The 16,073-nt window shown below is 41.9% G+C and carries 19 protein-coding genes; 8 read left to right on the plus strand and 11 right to left on the minus strand.

Features of this window, described 5'->3' with window-relative positions; all coding sequences use genetic code 11:
* Positions 1–2: 2 nt before the first annotated feature.
* Positions 3–659, minus strand: coding sequence for a Crp/Fnr family transcriptional regulator (locus tag CWB80_RS11825; protein WP_054551184.1), 657 nt, complete (start codon positions 657–659; stop codon positions 3–5).
* A gap of 268 nt (positions 660–927) precedes the next feature.
* Between CWB80_RS11825 and CWB80_RS11830 the strand changes: the two genes are divergently transcribed.
* Complete coding sequence (locus CWB80_RS11830; protein WP_054551185.1) at positions 928–1,158, plus strand: YgjV family protein; 231 nt, start codon at positions 928–930, stop codon at positions 1,156–1,158.
* A gap of 2 nt (positions 1,159–1,160) precedes the next feature.
* On the opposite strand, the gene CWB80_RS11835 is transcribed toward CWB80_RS11830, so the two are convergent.
* From CWB80_RS11835 to CWB80_RS11855, 5 genes are all read right to left on the minus strand, one after another.
* Positions 1,161–2,801 carry an amidohydrolase gene (locus CWB80_RS11835; RefSeq protein ID WP_138599600.1) on the minus strand — a complete coding sequence of 547 codons (1,641 nt, stop codon included), beginning with the start codon at positions 2,799–2,801 and terminating at the stop codon, positions 1,161–1,163.
* Between the two features lie 92 nt (positions 2,802–2,893).
* Positions 2,894–3,127, minus strand: coding sequence for an EF-hand domain-containing protein (locus CWB80_RS11840; protein ID WP_054551187.1), 234 nt, complete (start codon positions 3,125–3,127; stop codon positions 2,894–2,896).
* A gap of 4 nt (positions 3,128–3,131) precedes the next feature.
* Positions 3,132–3,365, minus strand: a complete 234-nt coding sequence (locus CWB80_RS11845; protein WP_054551188.1) for an EF-hand domain-containing protein — start codon at positions 3,363–3,365, stop codon at positions 3,132–3,134.
* Positions 3,366–3,463: 98 nt separating this feature from the next.
* The gene (locus CWB80_RS11850; RefSeq protein ID WP_138599601.1) at positions 3,464–3,691 is read right to left on the minus strand and encodes a PLC family EF-hand domain-containing protein; all 228 of its coding nucleotides are present in this window, start codon (positions 3,689–3,691) and stop codon (positions 3,464–3,466) included.
* A 9-nt stretch (positions 3,692–3,700) separates the two neighbouring features.
* Entirely contained in the window at positions 3,701–3,928 is a 228-nt protein-coding gene (locus CWB80_RS11855; protein WP_054551190.1) for an EF-hand domain-containing protein, read from the minus strand.
* Positions 3,929–4,240: 312 nt separating this feature from the next.
* Between CWB80_RS11855 and CWB80_RS11860 the strand changes: the two genes are divergently transcribed.
* From CWB80_RS11860 to CWB80_RS11875, 4 genes are read left to right on the plus strand one after another with little or no spacing between them, the layout of a single operon-like run.
* Entirely contained in the window at positions 4,241–5,698 is a 1,458-nt protein-coding gene (locus tag CWB80_RS11860; protein WP_138599602.1) for a HAMP domain-containing sensor histidine kinase, read from the plus strand.
* Position 5,699: 1 nt separating this feature from the next.
* Positions 5,700–6,227 carry a hypothetical protein gene (locus tag CWB80_RS11865; RefSeq protein WP_138599603.1) on the plus strand — a complete coding sequence of 176 codons (528 nt, stop codon included), beginning with the start codon at positions 5,700–5,702 and terminating at the stop codon, positions 6,225–6,227.
* A 2-nt stretch (positions 6,228–6,229) separates the two neighbouring features.
* Positions 6,230–7,573, plus strand: coding sequence for a sigma 54-interacting transcriptional regulator (locus CWB80_RS11870; protein WP_054551193.1), 1,344 nt, complete (start codon positions 6,230–6,232; stop codon positions 7,571–7,573).
* A gap of 8 nt (positions 7,574–7,581) precedes the next feature.
* The gene (locus tag CWB80_RS11875) at positions 7,582–8,082 is read left to right on the plus strand and encodes a DUF1543 domain-containing protein (RefSeq protein WP_054551194.1); all 501 of its coding nucleotides are present in this window, start codon (positions 7,582–7,584) and stop codon (positions 8,080–8,082) included.
* 1 nt (position 8,083) lies between these two features.
* On the opposite strand, the gene CWB80_RS11880 is transcribed toward CWB80_RS11875, so the two are convergent.
* From CWB80_RS11880 to pdsR, 4 genes are all read right to left on the minus strand, one after another.
* Positions 8,084–8,293: a hypothetical protein gene (locus CWB80_RS11880; protein ID WP_054551195.1), complete on the minus strand. Its 210-nt coding sequence runs from the start codon at positions 8,291–8,293 to the stop codon at positions 8,084–8,086.
* A gap of 213 nt (positions 8,294–8,506) precedes the next feature.
* Positions 8,507–8,677, minus strand: coding sequence for a hypothetical protein (locus CWB80_RS22550; protein ID WP_171041521.1), 171 nt, complete (start codon positions 8,675–8,677; stop codon positions 8,507–8,509).
* Positions 8,678–8,790: 113 nt separating this feature from the next.
* Entirely contained in the window at positions 8,791–10,917 is a 2,127-nt protein-coding gene (gene pdsS / locus CWB80_RS11890; protein WP_138599605.1) for a proteobacterial dedicated sortase system histidine kinase, read from the minus strand.
* Complete coding sequence (gene pdsR / locus CWB80_RS11895) at positions 10,917–11,606, minus strand: proteobacterial dedicated sortase system response regulator (RefSeq protein ID WP_138599606.1); 690 nt, start codon at positions 11,604–11,606, stop codon at positions 10,917–10,919. The genes pdsS and pdsR overlap by 1 nt, the downstream gene beginning before the upstream one ends.
* A 219-nt stretch (positions 11,607–11,825) precedes the next feature.
* On the opposite strand from pdsR, the gene pdsO reads away from it, so the two are divergent.
* Genes pdsO through CWB80_RS11910 form a run of 3 tightly spaced genes read left to right on the plus strand, consistent with a single transcriptional unit; the run spans position 11,826 to position 15,162 of the window.
* Positions 11,826–12,563, plus strand: a complete 738-nt coding sequence (gene pdsO / locus CWB80_RS11900) for a sortase-associated OmpA-like protein PdsO (protein WP_054551198.1) — start codon at positions 11,826–11,828, stop codon at positions 12,561–12,563.
* Positions 12,564–12,589: 26 nt separating this feature from the next.
* Complete coding sequence (locus tag CWB80_RS11905; protein ID WP_138599607.1) at positions 12,590–14,590, plus strand: marine proteobacterial sortase target protein; 2,001 nt, start codon at positions 12,590–12,592, stop codon at positions 14,588–14,590.
* Positions 14,578–15,162, plus strand: coding sequence for a class GN sortase (locus CWB80_RS11910; protein WP_138599608.1), 585 nt, complete (start codon positions 14,578–14,580; stop codon positions 15,160–15,162). The genes CWB80_RS11905 and CWB80_RS11910 overlap by 13 nt, the downstream gene beginning before the upstream one ends.
* Here CWB80_RS11910 and CWB80_RS11915 read toward each other — a convergent pair.
* Positions 15,072–16,016, minus strand: a complete 945-nt coding sequence (locus tag CWB80_RS11915) for a DMT family transporter (RefSeq protein ID WP_054551338.1) — start codon at positions 16,014–16,016, stop codon at positions 15,072–15,074. The two genes, CWB80_RS11910 and CWB80_RS11915, sit on opposite strands and share 91 nt — an antisense overlap.
* Between the last annotated feature and the right edge of the window lie 57 nt (positions 16,017–16,073).

A 16,073-nucleotide genomic window follows, 5' to 3' on the forward strand; every position in this document is an offset into this window, starting at 1 on the left:
ACTTATAACTGCGCAAAACTATCGACGTAATCACTAAGCTTGTCGATATCTACTACTTGTAAACCTTGATTACTTCTTTGCACTAAGCCTTTTTCAACTAACTCTGTAACGACGCGTCTATATGCTCTTTCGGTGGTAGCAAAGCGCTCAGCTTCAGCATTTACGGTAGGGTAGGCACGCAGTAACGTTGGGTTGCTGTTTTCAGCTCTTAATAAGCAATCTTTAGCTATGTTGTAGCTAAGTGGTAATAGCAGCTTATCTAAGTTTATTTTTTGGTTTTCTTGGAATTTTGCGGCAATTGTTTGCGCTGTGTACAGGCTTAACTCTGGCTTTTCTAACAGTAGTGCGCGCCAATGCTTGAGCTCTATTAGGTTATAGCTTACATCGCTAAAGCACGTAACTGTATAAATACACGGATAGTTATTCAGAGCTTCAATTTCACCTATCAGTGTGTTGTTACAATCAAGCTGGCCTAAAAGAAGGCGTCGGCCATTACCCACGTCATAGCTGAACGACACTGTGCCGCTTCTCACTAATACGAGTTTTGACAAGGGTTGATCTTGGTGGATCAGCACCTCTTTTTTAGCTTGTTGAAAACTGCTGCCAGCAAATGTCAGTAATTGGTCAACAAGGTAGCTTGAAAAATGATATTGAAACATTAACGCCGCTCTTCGGACAATTGTCCTATTTATTACATCTTAATGACGTTAGCATTAAGATTCTAAGAATTTACGCTAACTTGCTAGTAAGGTGTTTCACGTTACTGATACCTTCATTTCCCGTGTAATGATTTTAAAGCCAAGGTTATTCTTAAGCTTTACAAGGTTTTTAGTAAGTTAGCTTTTTTATTTTATTGTCAAAATAGCACAGAGTGCGTCAAAAAAAATGACAAGCTCCAATGCTAACCTAAAGCCTAGGAGAGAACAATTGAGTTGGGAATATTTAGGCTATTTAGCGTCAGCACTGTTGGTTGCTTCTTTGACAATGAGCGATGTAGTAAAACTACGTTGGCTTAACTTAGCAGGGTGTATTGCATTTACCTTCTACGGATTAGCAATAGGAGCCGTGCCCGTTGCCTTCACTAATGGCTTACTGGCGTTTGTGAATATTTACCACATCGTTAAATTAAAGCGTCAGCAAAAAGCTGACGCCGAGTAATATTATTCCTCTTTTTTATATTTCAGCTCGCCCGCAATCCAAGTTTGCGTCACATTTATATCGTGGATCTCTGAGATTGGGGCTTTGTAATAGTCTTTATCAATCAAAATAAAGTCAGCCCATTTACCTTGCTCTAAACTGCCTACCTTAAACTCTTGATGTGCAGCATAAGCACCACCTAAAGTAAATGCACGCAAAGCTTCATCACGCGATAGCAGCTCTTGTGGTCGCCAGCCGCCTTCTGGTAATTGATTATGATCCATTCGGGTGATGGCCGAATATAAACCATCAAATGGGTTAGCAAGCTCCACTGGAAAGTCAGAACCCGCTGCAATCACTGAGCCTTGTGCTAAAAAGGTCTTCCAAGCATACGCCCCTTCAAGCTGTTTTTCAGTCAGGCGCTGCTCTGCCATATGCATATCAGAGGTTGCATGAACAGGCTGCATTGATGGAATAATTTTTAATGTTTTAAAACGAGGAATATCTTCAGGAGTCACAATTTGTGCATGTTCAATTCGGTTACGAAGTAAAATCCCACCGGTTTTTTTAAATACATTTTCATAGGCATCGAGTACTACGTGATTGGCTTTATCACCAATTGCATGAGTGTTTGCACTAAAGCCATGGGAAAAGCTTAGGTTAAATAGCTGCTCAAGCTTTTCTTGAGTTTCAAGCATTAAGCCATGATGATTTTTACGATCAGCGTACTCTTCAATGAGGGCTGCGCCTCGGCTTCCCAAAGCGCCATCCGCATACACTTTGACACTGCGAATCGACAGCATGTCATTCATGTCTTTATATTTACCCGCTTTGAGCATGGTTTCTAATTGAGGATCGGCAGCACTTAGCATGGCTACGATTCTTATAGGAAGGGTATTTTGCTCAGAGCGCTGCTTGTACACTTGCCACGTGTCATAATCGATACCGGCATCATGGGTTGATGTAATACCCAAACTTAGTAGATGTTTACCTGCATTATCTAAGGCTGTATTAATGCTGGCATGGCTTGCTTTTGGTACATGTTGGGTAACAAGCGTTTCGGCTTTATCAATGAATACCCCAGAAGGTAAGCCAGAATCTAGCTTTAAAATTTCACCGCCGGCAGGAGAGGAAGTTTGTTTGATAATACCTGCAAGTTCCATGGCTTTTGAGTTAACCCACACAGCATGACCATCAACGCGAGAAAGTACCACAGGTTTGTCTTTTACGTATTTGTCTAAATCAGCTGCAGTTGGAAACTTACCGCCAGGCCATTGCTCTTGGTTCCAACCGCGACCAATGATCCAACTTTGTTTATCTTTGGCAAACTCAGCCAGCATTTTGCCAACCTCATCTGCCGAGCGCGTATTCCTTACATCAAGTTGTGAAAGGTTATTTCCTAAACCAATCACATGGCCATGAGCATCGACTAAGCCTGGTAACAATGTGGCTTGCTTGCCATCAATTGCGGTGGCATCAGGGAAGCTATTTTTAATTGAGTCATTGCCTGTTTTTACGATTTTACCGTCTTTAAAAACCAGTGCAGAAAAGTGTTGGGTTTCGCCTTTATAGGTAGGCGTATAGCCATTTACATTATAAATAACAGTGGTGTTGGCAAAGCAGCTAAGTGAAGCTGTTGCGAGTAAGCTGATGATGAGTTTCATAATCTTCTAATAGTTTTTATTGATTTATGAAAACAGTATCAGAGTTGCAGTAAACTGCAACTCAGCAGAGATTAATAATTAACTATAACTCTTTATTTGCTCGCATAAATCTTAAACTCACTGAGGGATAATTTATTATCTTTATCACTGTCGTAATTTTTAAATCGCGACCACAGAGCTGGGTCTCTCGCAGACTCTGAGCGAGTCAGGTAACCATCGTCATTACGATCAAGTTGTTTAAATTTTTCACCAATACTATCTGCAGCAAAACTCATTGTGCTAAATGCACAACTTAAAACTAGGCTGGCAAAGGTTAATTTTGACATTACTTTAACTCTTGTTTGTTAAATAGTGTTTAAACTCAAGGAGCGAGATTTGTTGATCTTTATCTGTATCCCACTGCGCTATGCGTTTTTGCAAGTGCGGTTGCGATGACAGTTCCTGCTCAGATAAAAAGCCATTTTTATCTTTATCTAGGTGATCAAAGCGTTGTTTTACGTCCAATGCTAAGCTATTGAAGCTTATAGTAATTAAGGTGCATGGAGCAAGCCAGAAAATTCTCATAATTGCCTCCTAAATAAAAGTGCTTGCCATAATTTAACTCCCAAAATTTAAATCCGTTTACACATTCCCTCTGGGATTATGGCAAGCACTTTAAGCCGTTAAGGTTTGAATTTTTCAAACTCTTGTTCAGACAGAACCTGATCGCCGTTTTCATCCAGATCGGCAAATTGCTTAAGTAAGTTATCGTGTTTGGTTGCTTCAGTTAATGAAATCTCGCCATCGGCGTTTGTATCAAATTGAGCAAATCGAACATCCATTTGTGATGCTAAAACGGTGGCGCTGATAACTAAAAACATCAGCGAGAATGCAGCTAAAAGTTGTTTCATTACAATCTCCTATTGAATAAACGACTGAAACTCAGAAAATGAAATTTGGCCATTTTGATTACTATCAATTTGCGTAAAGTTGCCGTGCAACAAGGCATCTTCAGATGCTTCTGCTTCACTCAAAAAACCATTGCTGTCTTTATCTAGCTCGTTAAAGGTTGTCTGCAAATCAAGTGCGTAACTATGAACTGAGAACAGACTTATAAGCAGGGTGGCTACCGGGGCCGTTACTTTCATTTTGTGTCCTAAATAACTAATTTGCTTAGTACTTATCAAAATCAGTGCCAATATTAAAAATTATTAATTATCAGGTGGTTATGGTTTTTGTGTGGTTTTGAATACGAAATAGTTACAGGGTGTTGTGTCTTTTTTGCAACGATTTTCAGGTGTTAAAAGTTTATCTATTTTATTTCAATGAGTTAGTTTGTTGCCAAATGGCAACTTTGTATCGGTTTTTGAGGGAAAATCAGTACTTTTTAAGGTCGGATTCAGCGAGTGTCTAAGTTTGTTCGCTAATAATCAGCATCTGCAATTATGTTGAGAGTGAATATGCAAAATAAAGTAGCGATAAAAATAAAACAGTTACTCAATTGGCGACCTAGTCTTATTGGCCAGTTTGTCTGTAGCATTTTGCTGTCTTTACTACCGTTATCTTTGGTGGTGATTTTATTTTTAAATGCGCTCAATAAGCAGCTTGCGGTGACTCAAGAAATCGTCGGTGACAATTACGAGATTACTAAAGCATTTAACAACCTCAAACAAGACTTAAACAGCCTTGAGCGAGCAACTCGACAAAACTGGGTGCTTAAAAGTGAATCCCTCGATAGCTTGATTGCCAACAAGTGGCAATCGTCATTGCAAAGTGTCGATGAGCTCATTTTCTTAAGCCCAACCGCTGATTATGTCTCGCAGTGGCGGCAATTGGCTGAGGTATTACAATTTGCGCATCAGCATTTATTAATAGAACAAAAGCAAGATGGTGAGCTGTTTGCACCCGCTAGTAAGCTTATCAGTGAGCAAACAAATTGGCTCAAAGAGCAAAATGAATTGCGCATCACAAAAAATCAGCAGCAATTAAAAGCGCTTCAAGCTTCATTTATTAATTGGTTAGTTGCGTTAATTCCACTCACGTTATTGGTCGGGGGCGGCTTTCTTTGGCGGATCAGCGGGCGGCTCAGAGAACTCACACATGTGATTGATAAACTTGGACAAGGTCACTGGCAGCAAAAAATTCAAGTTCGCGGCTCGTCAGAGTTAGTTGAATTAGGTAATAAATTAGAGTGGGTTCAAGCGCAGTTACATATGCTTGAGCAGCAAAAAGATACGTTTTTACGCCATGTGACACATGAATTAAAAACGCCCCTAGCTTCGATGGTTGAAGGCACAGACTTACTCGCAGATGAAATTGTTGGTCCTATCAATAGCGAGCAACAAGCCGTTCTTGAGCTAATAACGCAAAGTATGGTGCGACTCAGAGCCATGATTGAAAGCTTATTGAGTTACAACGCCATTCGCACCAGTAAGCAAAGCCTAAGCGAGCTTAACTTTAATTTGATGATGAACAAAATTGAGCGTCATTTTGAGCACCGATTATCAGCGCGTGACTTATCCATTGTGTGGGTGAATGAATTACCAAATAAAGCTTTGTTTATCTCAATTGAGCTACTTGAAATGGTGCTTATTCAGCTTACCTCAAATGCGTTAAAGTTTTCGCCAGAACATGAGTCAGTGACAATAAAAGCAAGCTTAAAGCAGGGACAGTTAATTTTGAGTGTCAGCGACTTAGGAATAGGCATAGAAGATACTGAAAAAGCCGCCGTGTTTGGGGCTTTTTACCAAGGCAAGAATGCAAAACAACATACTGAAATGGGCAGTGGACTCGGTTTAACCATAGTTAAAGAAACTGTTGAACAATTAAACGGTAAGCTCTCTATTACTGATAATGAGCCGCAAGGATGTGTATTTACAGCCATTTTACCAATTCAATTAACCCAAGGAGTTAACTGATATGGGCTTAGCGAATAAAGCCAGTTTTATGCTTGTTATAGGCACACTTTTTATAACAGGGTGCACGATCACGCAAAAGCATGTTGAGGCAGAGCAAATAGAGCCGACAGCAGATGTGAAATCTCAAGGGCAACCTAATCCAAAGCCTCGGCCGAAAAGTGAGCCGTTATACCCGCCTGTAAGTACAGTCATTGCTTGGCATGCTGCCAAGTGCGGTGGCTTTAAAGCAAGCTCTGATAAAGCAAATTATGTTGGCGAAAATGAGCTAAAGCGTCTGTTTGAGTCGATTTGTTTACTCGGTGCTTCAGAGCCAGAAAAAGCTCTTAGTCAGCTTGAAAAAAGTGACCATGCTTTTTATTGGCCAGATGATATTAAGCAGTATCTATGGTTACAAAAGCAATATTTACAACAGAATTTAGCGGCAAAACAAGCTAAGCAAGCACTGAGTGATGAAATGGAAAAAACCTTATCGTCGCTTGCGACTATCGAACAACAACTTCTGCTACGTGAAGAGACCAAGGAGCAGTAACCATGAATGAAGTAACAAAACCACGGGTTTTATTAGTAGATGACGATGCGAGTTTATTAAAGTTACTAGCGATTAGAATTGAGTCTAAAGGCTATTTGGTAAACACAGTCGAAAGTGGCATTGAGGCATTACAAACACTAAAAAACCAAACCTATGATGCGGTGATCACTGACTTAAGAATGGATGAAATGGACGGCATGGCTCTACATCGCCAGTTACAAAGTCGTTACCCTTCAATGCCGGTGATTATGATGACAGCACATGGTTCGATACCTGATGCAGTGGAAGCGACGAAGCAAGGTATTTTTGCATTTATTACCAAACCGGTTGATAAAGATGAGCTGTTCGACAGCCTTGCTAAAGCTATTGAGATCCATGGTGTACACGGTGATGAAACACCGACACAAACAAATATTGTCACCCGTAGCGGCGCGATGCTGCATTTACTTGAGCAAGTTAAATTGCTTGGTCCAACGCAAGTGAATGTGTTGATCTCCGGTGCTAGCGGCACAGGTAAAGAGTTGCTTGCACAAGCAATACATCAACATAGCCATGTTAGTGACGGGCCATTTGTAGCAATTAACTGTGGCGCTGTGCCGGGGGAGCTTTTAGAGTCTGAATTATTTGGGCATAAAAAAGGCGCGTTTACAGGCGCAGTAAAAGACCATCAAGGTTTGTTTCAACAAGCTCAAGGTGGGACCCTTTTTCTGGACGAAATAGGTGATATGCCGCTAAATTTACAAGTAAAACTGCTTAGGGTTTTACAAGAGAAAACCATTCGTCCTGTAGGCTTTCAAGAAGAGATCCCAATTGATGTGCGGGTGGTGTCAGCGACTCATAAGAACCTCCCTGAGGCAATCAATAATCAGCAGTTCCGTGAAGATTTATATTACCGATTAAATGTGGTGAACTTAAAACTGCCTCCGCTTTGTGAACGCCGAGAAGATATTAGTTTGCTAGCACAGCATTTTGCAGGTCTAATTGCTAAACGTATGGGGCAAGAGCAAAAGCAGTTTGCCAATGATGCGATGCATGCTTTGGTGCGCTATGATTGGCCGGGTAATATCCGTCAATTACAAAATGTGATAGAGCAGGTAGTAGCCCTTACACCTGGTAAAGTGATTGCCGCTCAGCTAGTTGAGAGTGCATTAAATAGTAATGTTAGTATTGCTGAGCCACTTTCGTTAAATGATGCAAAAAAAGAATTTGAGCGAGATTATTTAATTAATACGCTGAAAATGTCAGCGGGTAATGTTGCCGAAGCCGCAAAGCTTGCGAAACGTAATCGCTCAGATTTTTATAAATTAATCAAAAAGCACAACATTAATGTTGAAAGCTTAATATAAGGAAAAACATGGCGCTTTTTTTAGTCTATCTGGGCGGTCGTATTCAAGGTTGCCACATTGAAATGCACGACGTTCGATTTGTCGTAGGCGATAGCATTGAGCAAACCTACTCAAAACTAAAAGCACAATGGGTGGGTGATAAAAGCAACGTACACATGGATAGCTACATGCAAATTCAGCACATTGATGGTTATCAGGTCGAAGTGGTTGATAGTGCGCATCACCAAGCCGAAAAACTGTATTTTGTGAATTTAGGTGCTTACCGAGCTGATAGTCTTGCGGAGCAACATGATTTTGCATTGTACGTTGCGCGTAGCAGTGAAGAAGCAAAGCAACGCGCTAAAGAGTCTTTATTGGCGGGAATGACTCATCTTCATAAAGATGATTTACACGATGTAGACGATTGTTTTGCGATTGACTTGTTAGATAGCAACTTATCAATCAAATTAACGCCAAGCGGGCAAGCACAAGCAATGAAGCCCGATTGGTTTGGCTATCACGTGTTGTGATCTATTCTTGGTTATCGTTTTTACTGGCAACTTTAAAGGCGATAATCACCAATCCAAACAAGGCAAATGGCAGTGCAGCGAGTAAATACTCAACGGTATGGCTGTCTTGGTAGTTGGGCTGGAGTAGGAAGTGACCTGCAACACAAAGTAAAATAGCCACGAATAAAACGGGCAGTAAAATCAGTTCTTTTTTAGGTGAGTGTTTTTTCATTACAAGGCGTTATATTCCAAAGGTGCGCCATTGTAATGAGCTACCCTTAGCTAGGTCAAACGATATCAATCAGCAATAATACTTAATCAATTTGAGGGATTAAACCTGATGCTAGCGGCGTTAAAAATTTTTCATTTAGAACAACTAAATAGCAAAATTTTTGCCTTGCTATCAACGCGGTTTTCTTGCCTCAAAGTTGCTTACTTAATTAAGCTAATTGATATAGCTTGCTTTGTAGTTTGCTTTATATTGCGCTGTATCAACTTTTTTAGTGTCAGCTTTTACAGGCTGCTTTTTTGGAGCCGCTGGTTTATCGGTTGCTTCATTATAGCTAAATAGCCCCATAATGAATTCAATCTCTTCACGTTGTAATCCAGATCGCATGATGCCCTCCAAAGAATAATTTGCCTTTTGTATTACAAATATTACGTCCTGTAATCTGAATTATCGGTGAATACCTAGTCATTAAACTGTAATCATATGTAACGCAAATATGCTTATTTAATAGGCAGCTCCACAGTAAACACAACACCTGTGCCATCAGCTAAATTTTCTGCCAATACTTTACCGTGATGGTAATCGCAAATAAGCCTTACAATATAAAGACCTAAACCCAAGTGTGGCTGCTGCTGATGTTGCTGACTTCTCACCGAGACCATTGAGTCGAAAATGTGTTCAACTAAACCGTCAGGGAGCAAAGGCCCTTGGTTGCTGATTGTTAATAATGCATGCTGCTCTTGCTTGGTTAAGCTGACTGAAATTGTGCTTTGCGAGGTTTTAAACTCAAGTGCGTTGTTGATGAGCTTATCGAGTAATTGGGCAATAAATTCTGGTGCGCCACTAACATTTAACGGCTCTTTACAAAGCGACAAGGTAAATAGGCTTTCACCATAGGTTATTTGATAGCCCTGCATGCAGCCGGTGATCACCTTGGTCAGGTCAAACTCTTCTGCCTCGGCACTTTGAATACTTTGTTCCAGACGCGTCGCTTCGCTCATGGTGGTAATAATTTTTCCTAACCGCTCAACCCCTTCACTAGCACGGTCGAGGTATTTCTGACTCAGTTCAGATTGCGGCTGCATTTGTAAATTTTCAAGTGATGAGCGTACAACAGCCACAGGCGTACGCAGCTCATGGGAGAGTCGTGATGACATATTTTCTAAGTAATCAGTATAACCACTTAAACGGCTAACAATGTTGGCAAAGCTGCGAGAAAGATCGCCAATTTCGTCATTCGAATCGGCATAAGTAATTTTGCCGGTGATCCGCCCTTGAGCATCAATGGCTTGTTCGGCGTTGTCACGTAAGCGGCGAATACGGCTGGAAATTCTTGAAGCAAAAAAGAACAGTGTCACAGTACCAACAAGCATCACCGCTAAAATGACATTAAATAGCTTTTCTAACGATTTATTACGCAGAGTACGCACGCCGTTGGTGGTTTCTTCTGCGATTACTGCACCTATTACTTTGTCTTGGATCCAAATAGGGTAGGCCGCCGATAAAATAACGGCTTTGTTATCTGGGGTTAAGCGCCATGATGATGCGGGTTTACCATTTAAAGCGCTGGCTATGTGAGTACCTTGCATCGCTGCGACATCATGTAAGGTATCAATAAACTCATTTTCTGGGCGAGTTAAAATTTTATAGTAAAGTGGGTGTAAGTAATCTTGCTCAAAGCGTTGCCACCAGGTTGTTGCGGGCGCATCTTTTAGGCCGTCTGCCCAAACGCCATCGGCATGATGAATTGAGCCAGATTGTGCAAGTACACGATGATGGTTATCGACGACCCAAATTCGGCTGCCACTGTGGCCCATGCCTTTCAAGATACGGTTAATTTCTGGCGAAGGCACTAAAACTGAGCCGATATCATTTGGGTTTTGCAGGTTTGAGGTCGACATTAACTGAGGCTCAACCTTGTCTTCATCCCAATCTTCAATAGCAAAACCAAGCTTATTACCTAGCATCGAAAGCGGAAAACGCAGCTCTATGTTGTAACCCGTGTTGGTACTTTTAAAATAGCCTTGAATTTTAGTGACCGGCTCTTGTGTCGAAGCATCAAAGGCATTAACCCAACCATCTTGGCGGGTGGCCACCACATAGCTTTTAAATTCACCTTCAGGTGTTTTTAACATGATCTGTAAGTGATCATTACGGGTAAAGCTAAGTACATTTTTAGCACGGTACACCAGTGAGCTGTCAGTGACTTTAAAAGCCGCATAGAGGTAGTTTTCGTATTTGCCTACCATGTGATCAAAACTTAGATCACTATCTTGATGATCATTACTTAACCCCTGTAAGTAGCGCTTGTCGTAATGCCAAAATAAGTTTTGATAGGGCTGCCACTCCGACAATTTACCATCAAGTTGAATCGGGTTATTTAGGTTATAGGCATATAAATCTCGGCCTTTTACAACTTGATCTAAAAAGTTGGTTTGCGAGTCAAACAAAGCGGGGCGCTCATGTAATGCGGTTGCGAGTGCGCGGGTGGTGCCTACTAAGGTTTTTTCTTGCCCTTGTCTTAAGAACTTTTCCATTTCCCACACATATTCATAGCCAAGCCAAGGCAATAAAAATAAAAAGCAGGATAAGAAAATAAACTTTGTTCTAAGCCCCAAACGCAGCATTAAGCTTGCTCCCAGCGATAACCCATACCGTAAACGGTATCAATGCAGTCAAATGTATCATCTAAAGCAATAAACTTTTTACGAATACGTTTTACGTGTGAGGTAATAGTGCTGTCATCAACATAAATTTTCGCATCACTCATTAATTCGTTGCGGCTTTTTACATGGCCTGGACGCTGTGCAAGTGAATGTACCATCCAAAATTCTGTCACAGTTAAATCAACCAGTTGCTCTTGCCAAAAAACTTGCATGCGCTGGGTATCTAACTTTAACGGGCCGCGATGTAAAAGAGCGGTTTGATCGGCAGGTTGATCGAAGGCATCAAGGCGTCTAAACAAGGCACCTATGCGAGCAGCAAGATGCGCCATACTGATGTCTTTGGTTAAGTAATCGTCAGCACCCATGCGCAGGCCACATACGGTATCAATTTCGCTATCGCGGGCGGTTAAAAATATAATCGGTAAGGTTTTAGAAAGACTGCGTAATGTTTGGCAAAGTAAAAAACCACCATCCACTTCATGGCCAAGGCCAATATCAACAATGGCTAAATCTGGTAAAGATTGACTAAATGCCAGTTCAGCACTGGCTCTGTCAGCAAAGCCTACAACCTGATAGCCCTGAGCGCTGAGCATTTCTGTGTAGTTTTCGCGGATTGCTGTTTCATCTTCAACGATTGCTATTTTCTTCATTGTTAATACTTACTTAAATTCTTTCTATAGCGAACTATACCTAATTTTTTGCCTTGCGTACTGGCAAAAACGCGATTGCCATTTTTCTGCCACAATTGCTCAGCAGTTTGCCTTTTTTGATCCCCTTTATTGCCATTTCGACTTGTTTTAATAGCTCCATACCAAGTTCGCAACACCAACCAATGTTGCCAAGCAATTAAGTAGAAAAAGGATTAAACCATGAAAAAATTAATTATTGCCGCTGTTATCACGTCTGCTGTATCTGTCGCCCCTTTTGCAGACGCTGCGAGTCAAGCTAAACAAGAAACACCAAAAGAAACAGCCATTGGCTTAGGTGCAGGTGCCGTTGTTGGCGGCCTAGTCGGCGGCCCAGTGGGTGCATTTATTGGCGCGTTTGCTGGTGGCTTAATTGGCGAAAAAGAAGCGGCAGACAACACCATTGATGAACAAGCACACGCATTAGTTGTAATGAAAGAGCAAACCGCTGATTACCAACAAGTAATTGCCGATAACGCCGCCTTAAGTGAGCAGCTTGAATTATTAGCTGACGAAAAAGAGCAGTTACTACAAGCCCAATTGAACACCTTATTGGCCATGACGGTACAGTTTAAAACTGGCTCTAGCGAAATTGCCCCACACTTTGCTAACCAGCTCAATAAAGTCGCACAGTTACTTATTGCTCAGCCAAATCTGGCTATCGACTTAAATGGCTTTGCAGATCAGCGTGGTGATGAGTTGGCTAATTTAATGCTCTCAAAACAGCGTGTAAATGCAGTGCAAAGCTACTTAATTAAACAAGGTGTGCCTCATACGCGCTTAACCGCTACCGCCTTTGGTGAGCAGCAAAGTGTTGCCGATTCAAATAACTACGAAGACAACGTGTTTGACCGCCGCGTAACCTTAACGACACGCCCTGTTTCACAAAGCAGCTTACGCACAGCACAAAGTAACCACTAATTCATCGGTCGATGGAGTGACATATTATGTTGAGTAACCGTACCAAAAGGCTCCTTTTTGGGAGCCTTTTTATCCTCTTATTAGGTTATGCAGTTAACCCTGCATTTGCAGCCAATGCCAGTGCCGAACTACGTTTTTATGATGATTCTAATAGCCAAGTGTCGTCGGGCTTATTAGTGAAAAACGATGTCACTATGACGCTCACTGGGCTTATTAATCATGTTGTTGTTAAACAGCGTTATCAAAACCCGCACCCGTTTGCGGTTAATGCCCGATATGTGTTTCCGTTACCAGATGAAAGCGCAGTTCATGCCATGCAAATGCAAATTGGTGAGCGCATTATCACCGGTAATATTGCCCTTAAGCAGCAGGCTGAACAGCAATTTGAGCAAGCCCAAAAACAGGGTAAACGCGCCGCTTTAGTACGTCAGCAACGTGCGAATATTTTCTCTACTGATGTAGCAAACCTTGGAGCAGGGGAAGAGATTGAAATTACCTTGCAATACCAAGAGATAATCGGCTTTCGAGATGGTGTGTTTTCACTGCGTTTTCCAACTACTATTACGCCGCGCTACGAACCTTTAACGGCAGAACTGCAGCAAAAAGTGAATCTAGAAACAAGAGACGCAGAACAACAGAACGACGCAACAGCTAACACAGCGCAAGTGGCATCAGCGTGGCTAAAGCCTGTTTTTCATCGTGCACAAAGCCAAGAGTCTGATGCGAGCCTAAACCTTGCTATTTCGATGGATATTGGCCTTGAGCTGAGTGATATCAGCGCTAATTTAGCGGGCATGCAAATCGATAACCCAAGCTTTGGTCGGTACCAGTTATCACTTAATCGTGATGTTCCAATGGATAGAGACTTTGAGCTGACATTTAAGCCCCTTGATAAAGCCCACTCTCAGGCTGCATTTTTTACCGAAACAGTAGCAGGGCAAGAATATGGTTTACTGATGTTAGTACCGCCAAGCGATCACTTTACCTCGCAAGCTCGTCTGCCTCGTGAAATGGTGTTTGTTGTTGATACCTCTGGCTCAATGCATGGCCAATCAATGGAGCAGGCTAAACAAGCCTTGTTTTATGCCCTTTCATTATTGGATGAAAATGACAGTTTTAACATCATAGGCTTTGATAATGAAGTGTCGGTATTAAGTGACACGCCAATGATTGCCAATGACTTTAACATTCGCCGTGCAGAACGCTTTATTTATGGCTTACAAGCCGATGGCGGCACCGAAATAGCAAAAGCACTGACTCAGGTACTTGATGGTAAACACCATGATGGCTTTGTTCGCCAAGTGGTGTTTTTAACCGATGGCAGTGTGGGTAACGAAACGCAGCTATTTAAACAAATTCAAACAGATTTAGGTGACAGCCGACTCTTTACCGTCGGTATTGGTAGCGCACCTAATAGCTTTTTTATGACCAGAGCTGCGGATATTGGCCGTGGTACATTCACTTTTATAAGTAGCACCAGCCAAGTACAGCCCAAAATGCAGCTACTATTTGATAAGCTAGCCCATCCCGCGGTTACAGAGCTTGCACTTGAAGGCGACAAAGCAGCCCTTGAGTATTGGCCATCGCCATTACCTGACTTGTATTTTTCAGAGCCGGTTTTGGTTGCTGTGAAGCTTGATGGCAGTCAGCACTTAACATTAAAGGGGCAGACAAACACAGGGCCAATGACGATTAATTTAGCAACGGCCAATGCCGCAAACGGCGAAGGTATCGCTAGACTCTGGGCAAGACAAAAAATTAAGTCACTACTGCTTTATAATGAAAAGGATGCGGTACGCGCAGAAGTTGAGACATTAGCACTTCAGCATCATTTACTTAGCCCTTTTACAGCCTTTATTGCAGTTGATAACTATGCGGATAATGAGATTGCAGAGCGTTCAATGCAAGTGAGAAACAAACTTCCTAACGGCATGACGCTACCGCAAACCGACGGACAAAGCCGCGTGTTTATGCTAATCGGGTTACTATTACTCGCTTTTTCGTGGTTATGGCAATGGCGACGCTAAAAAAAGCGCTGCCAGTTTGCAGCGCCTTACTTGGCATCGCATTGTTTGTGAATGGTGGCTATATGCAGGCGAAAGCTTGGCTGGCTCAGGCTCTGATTGAATCTGCTTGGCAGCAAGCTTTGCAAAGTCCTAATCAGCAAGTGAGGCCTTGGTTTTACGCCGATGGTTATGTCACTGCACACATAGAATGGCCAAGCCAGCAGCAAGAATTGACTGTATTTGCTGGTGCATCGGGGCGAAACCTCGCGTTTGCCCCCGGGCATTTTTTGCCAAGCGGTGAACTTGGCAGCACAAATGGGGTGCTGATTGCGGGTCATAACGACACCCACTTTGCATTTCTAAAACATGTCAAAGTGGGTGAGCAATTCAGTATGCAATTGCAAAATGGCCAAATTGAACACTATCAAGTTCGCAGCATTGATGTTATTCATCAAAGCGAGCAAGGGTTTTTAGCACAATCAGGCCTTTATTTATTAACCTGTTACCCTTTTGACTCGTTAGCTTCAGGGACAGATTTTAGATTATTGGTGTCGGCTGATAAATTATCGTCTACGTCAACTTTCAGTTCTTGATGACGTTGGCTAACAATAACACCGGCAAATACCACCGCAATACTCACCCATTGCCAAAGTGTCAGAACTTCGCCAAGTAAAATGGCAGACAAAATTAACGCAAAAATTGGAATGAGGTTTGAGTAAGCAGCAGCGGTTAACACCGACACCTTACTGATGGCGTAATTGTACATGCCATAGCCGCCTAAAGTGACACATGAGCCTAAATATAAAATGCTCAGTAGGGCACTTAAGTCGTGCTGATTTTCGCTGGGTAGTTCGATGAAAAATAAAAAAGGCGCAAAGAATAAGCTACCGCTGAACCCTTGAATTGCTATTAAGGTCAGCGGTGAGTAACGAGCGACTAAGTGTTTTACGCTCACGGTATAAAACGCGGCGCACACCATCGCCATCAACTCTAAAAAGTTACCAAGCAGTGGGTTAGGGGCTTGCTCAGTACTTGGTGATAATAGCGTTAATAAAATACTGCCGCCAATACATAAGGTAAAACCAACGACAATGGCTTTACTGATGTACTCTTTTAAAATTAAGAACGCCAAAATAGCGACGATAATTGGTAAACAAGAGACAATCACCCCAGCTTGCGATGCCGAAGTGTATTCAAGGGCATGCCCTTCAAATAAATAATAAAAACAAGGCTCAGCCAGTGACATACCAATTAAGTACTTCCAGTCGCCTGGTTTGAACTCAAAGCGGATTATATAGCGCCATAAACATAAGCTAATCAATAGGGTGGTTAGCATTCTTAAAAAAATCACTAACACAGGATCATAAACATTGATTGCATGCTTTAAAGCAATGTAAGAGCTACCCCATAAAAAGGTCGCGATAATTAAGCATAAACTGGCTGGCATAGGCGTCGCTATTGAGTAAAAAAACGAGAGCGCGATCCTAGCATGAATTTTTTTAAC

Origin of the sequence: Pseudoalteromonas sp. S1650, assembly GCF_005887195.1 — a bacterium.
Classification (GTDB): Bacteria; Pseudomonadota; Gammaproteobacteria; order Enterobacterales; family Alteromonadaceae; genus Pseudoalteromonas; species Pseudoalteromonas simplex.

Excerpts from the sequence above, each read along its gene's own strand:
- CWB80_RS11835 (WP_138599600.1), bottom strand. The coding sequence starts at position 2,801 with ATGAAACTCATCATCAGCTTACTCGCAACAGCTTCACTTAGCTGCTTT.
- CWB80_RS11880 (WP_054551195.1), bottom strand. The coding sequence starts at position 8,293 with ATGAAAAAACACTCACCTAAAAAAGAACTGATTTTACTGCCCGTTTTA.
- CWB80_RS11870 (WP_054551193.1), top strand. The coding sequence starts at position 6,230 with ATGAATGAAGTAACAAAACCACGGGTTTTATTAGTAGATGACGATGCG.
- CWB80_RS11840 (WP_054551187.1), bottom strand. The coding sequence starts at position 3,127 with ATGTCAAAATTAACCTTTGCCAGCCTAGTTTTAAGTTGTGCATTTAGC.
- pdsO (WP_054551198.1), top strand. The coding sequence starts at position 11,826 with ATGAAAAAATTAATTATTGCCGCTGTTATCACGTCTGCTGTATCTGTC.
- CWB80_RS11915 (WP_054551338.1), bottom strand. The coding sequence starts at position 16,016 with ATGCCAGCCAGTTTATGCTTAATTATCGCGACCTTTTTATGGGGTAGC.
- CWB80_RS11905 (WP_138599607.1), top strand. The coding sequence starts at position 12,590 with ATGTTGAGTAACCGTACCAAAAGGCTCCTTTTTGGGAGCCTTTTTATC.
- CWB80_RS11850 (WP_138599601.1), bottom strand. The coding sequence starts at position 3,691 with ATGAAACAACTTTTAGCTGCATTCTCGCTGATGTTTTTAGTTATCAGC.
- CWB80_RS11865 (WP_138599603.1), top strand. The coding sequence starts at position 5,700 with ATGGGCTTAGCGAATAAAGCCAGTTTTATGCTTGTTATAGGCACACTT.
- CWB80_RS11845 (WP_054551188.1), bottom strand. The coding sequence starts at position 3,365 with ATGAGAATTTTCTGGCTTGCTCCATGCACCTTAATTACTATAAGCTTC.
- CWB80_RS22550 (WP_171041521.1), bottom strand. The coding sequence starts at position 8,677 with ATGCGATCTGGATTACAACGTGAAGAGATTGAATTCATTATGGGGCTA.
- pdsS (WP_138599605.1), bottom strand. The coding sequence starts at position 10,917 with ATGCTGCGTTTGGGGCTTAGAACAAAGTTTATTTTCTTATCCTGCTTT.
- CWB80_RS11875 (WP_054551194.1), top strand. The coding sequence starts at position 7,582 with ATGGCGCTTTTTTTAGTCTATCTGGGCGGTCGTATTCAAGGTTGCCAC.
- CWB80_RS11825 (WP_054551184.1), bottom strand. The coding sequence starts at position 659 with ATGTTTCAATATCATTTTTCAAGCTACCTTGTTGACCAATTACTGACA.
- CWB80_RS11855 (WP_054551190.1), bottom strand. The coding sequence starts at position 3,928 with ATGAAAGTAACGGCCCCGGTAGCCACCCTGCTTATAAGTCTGTTCTCA.
- CWB80_RS11860 (WP_138599602.1), top strand. The coding sequence starts at position 4,241 with ATGCAAAATAAAGTAGCGATAAAAATAAAACAGTTACTCAATTGGCGA.
- pdsR (WP_138599606.1), bottom strand. The coding sequence starts at position 11,606 with ATGAAGAAAATAGCAATCGTTGAAGATGAAACAGCAATCCGCGAAAAC.
- CWB80_RS11910 (WP_138599608.1), top strand. The coding sequence starts at position 14,578 with ATGGCGACGCTAAAAAAAGCGCTGCCAGTTTGCAGCGCCTTACTTGGC.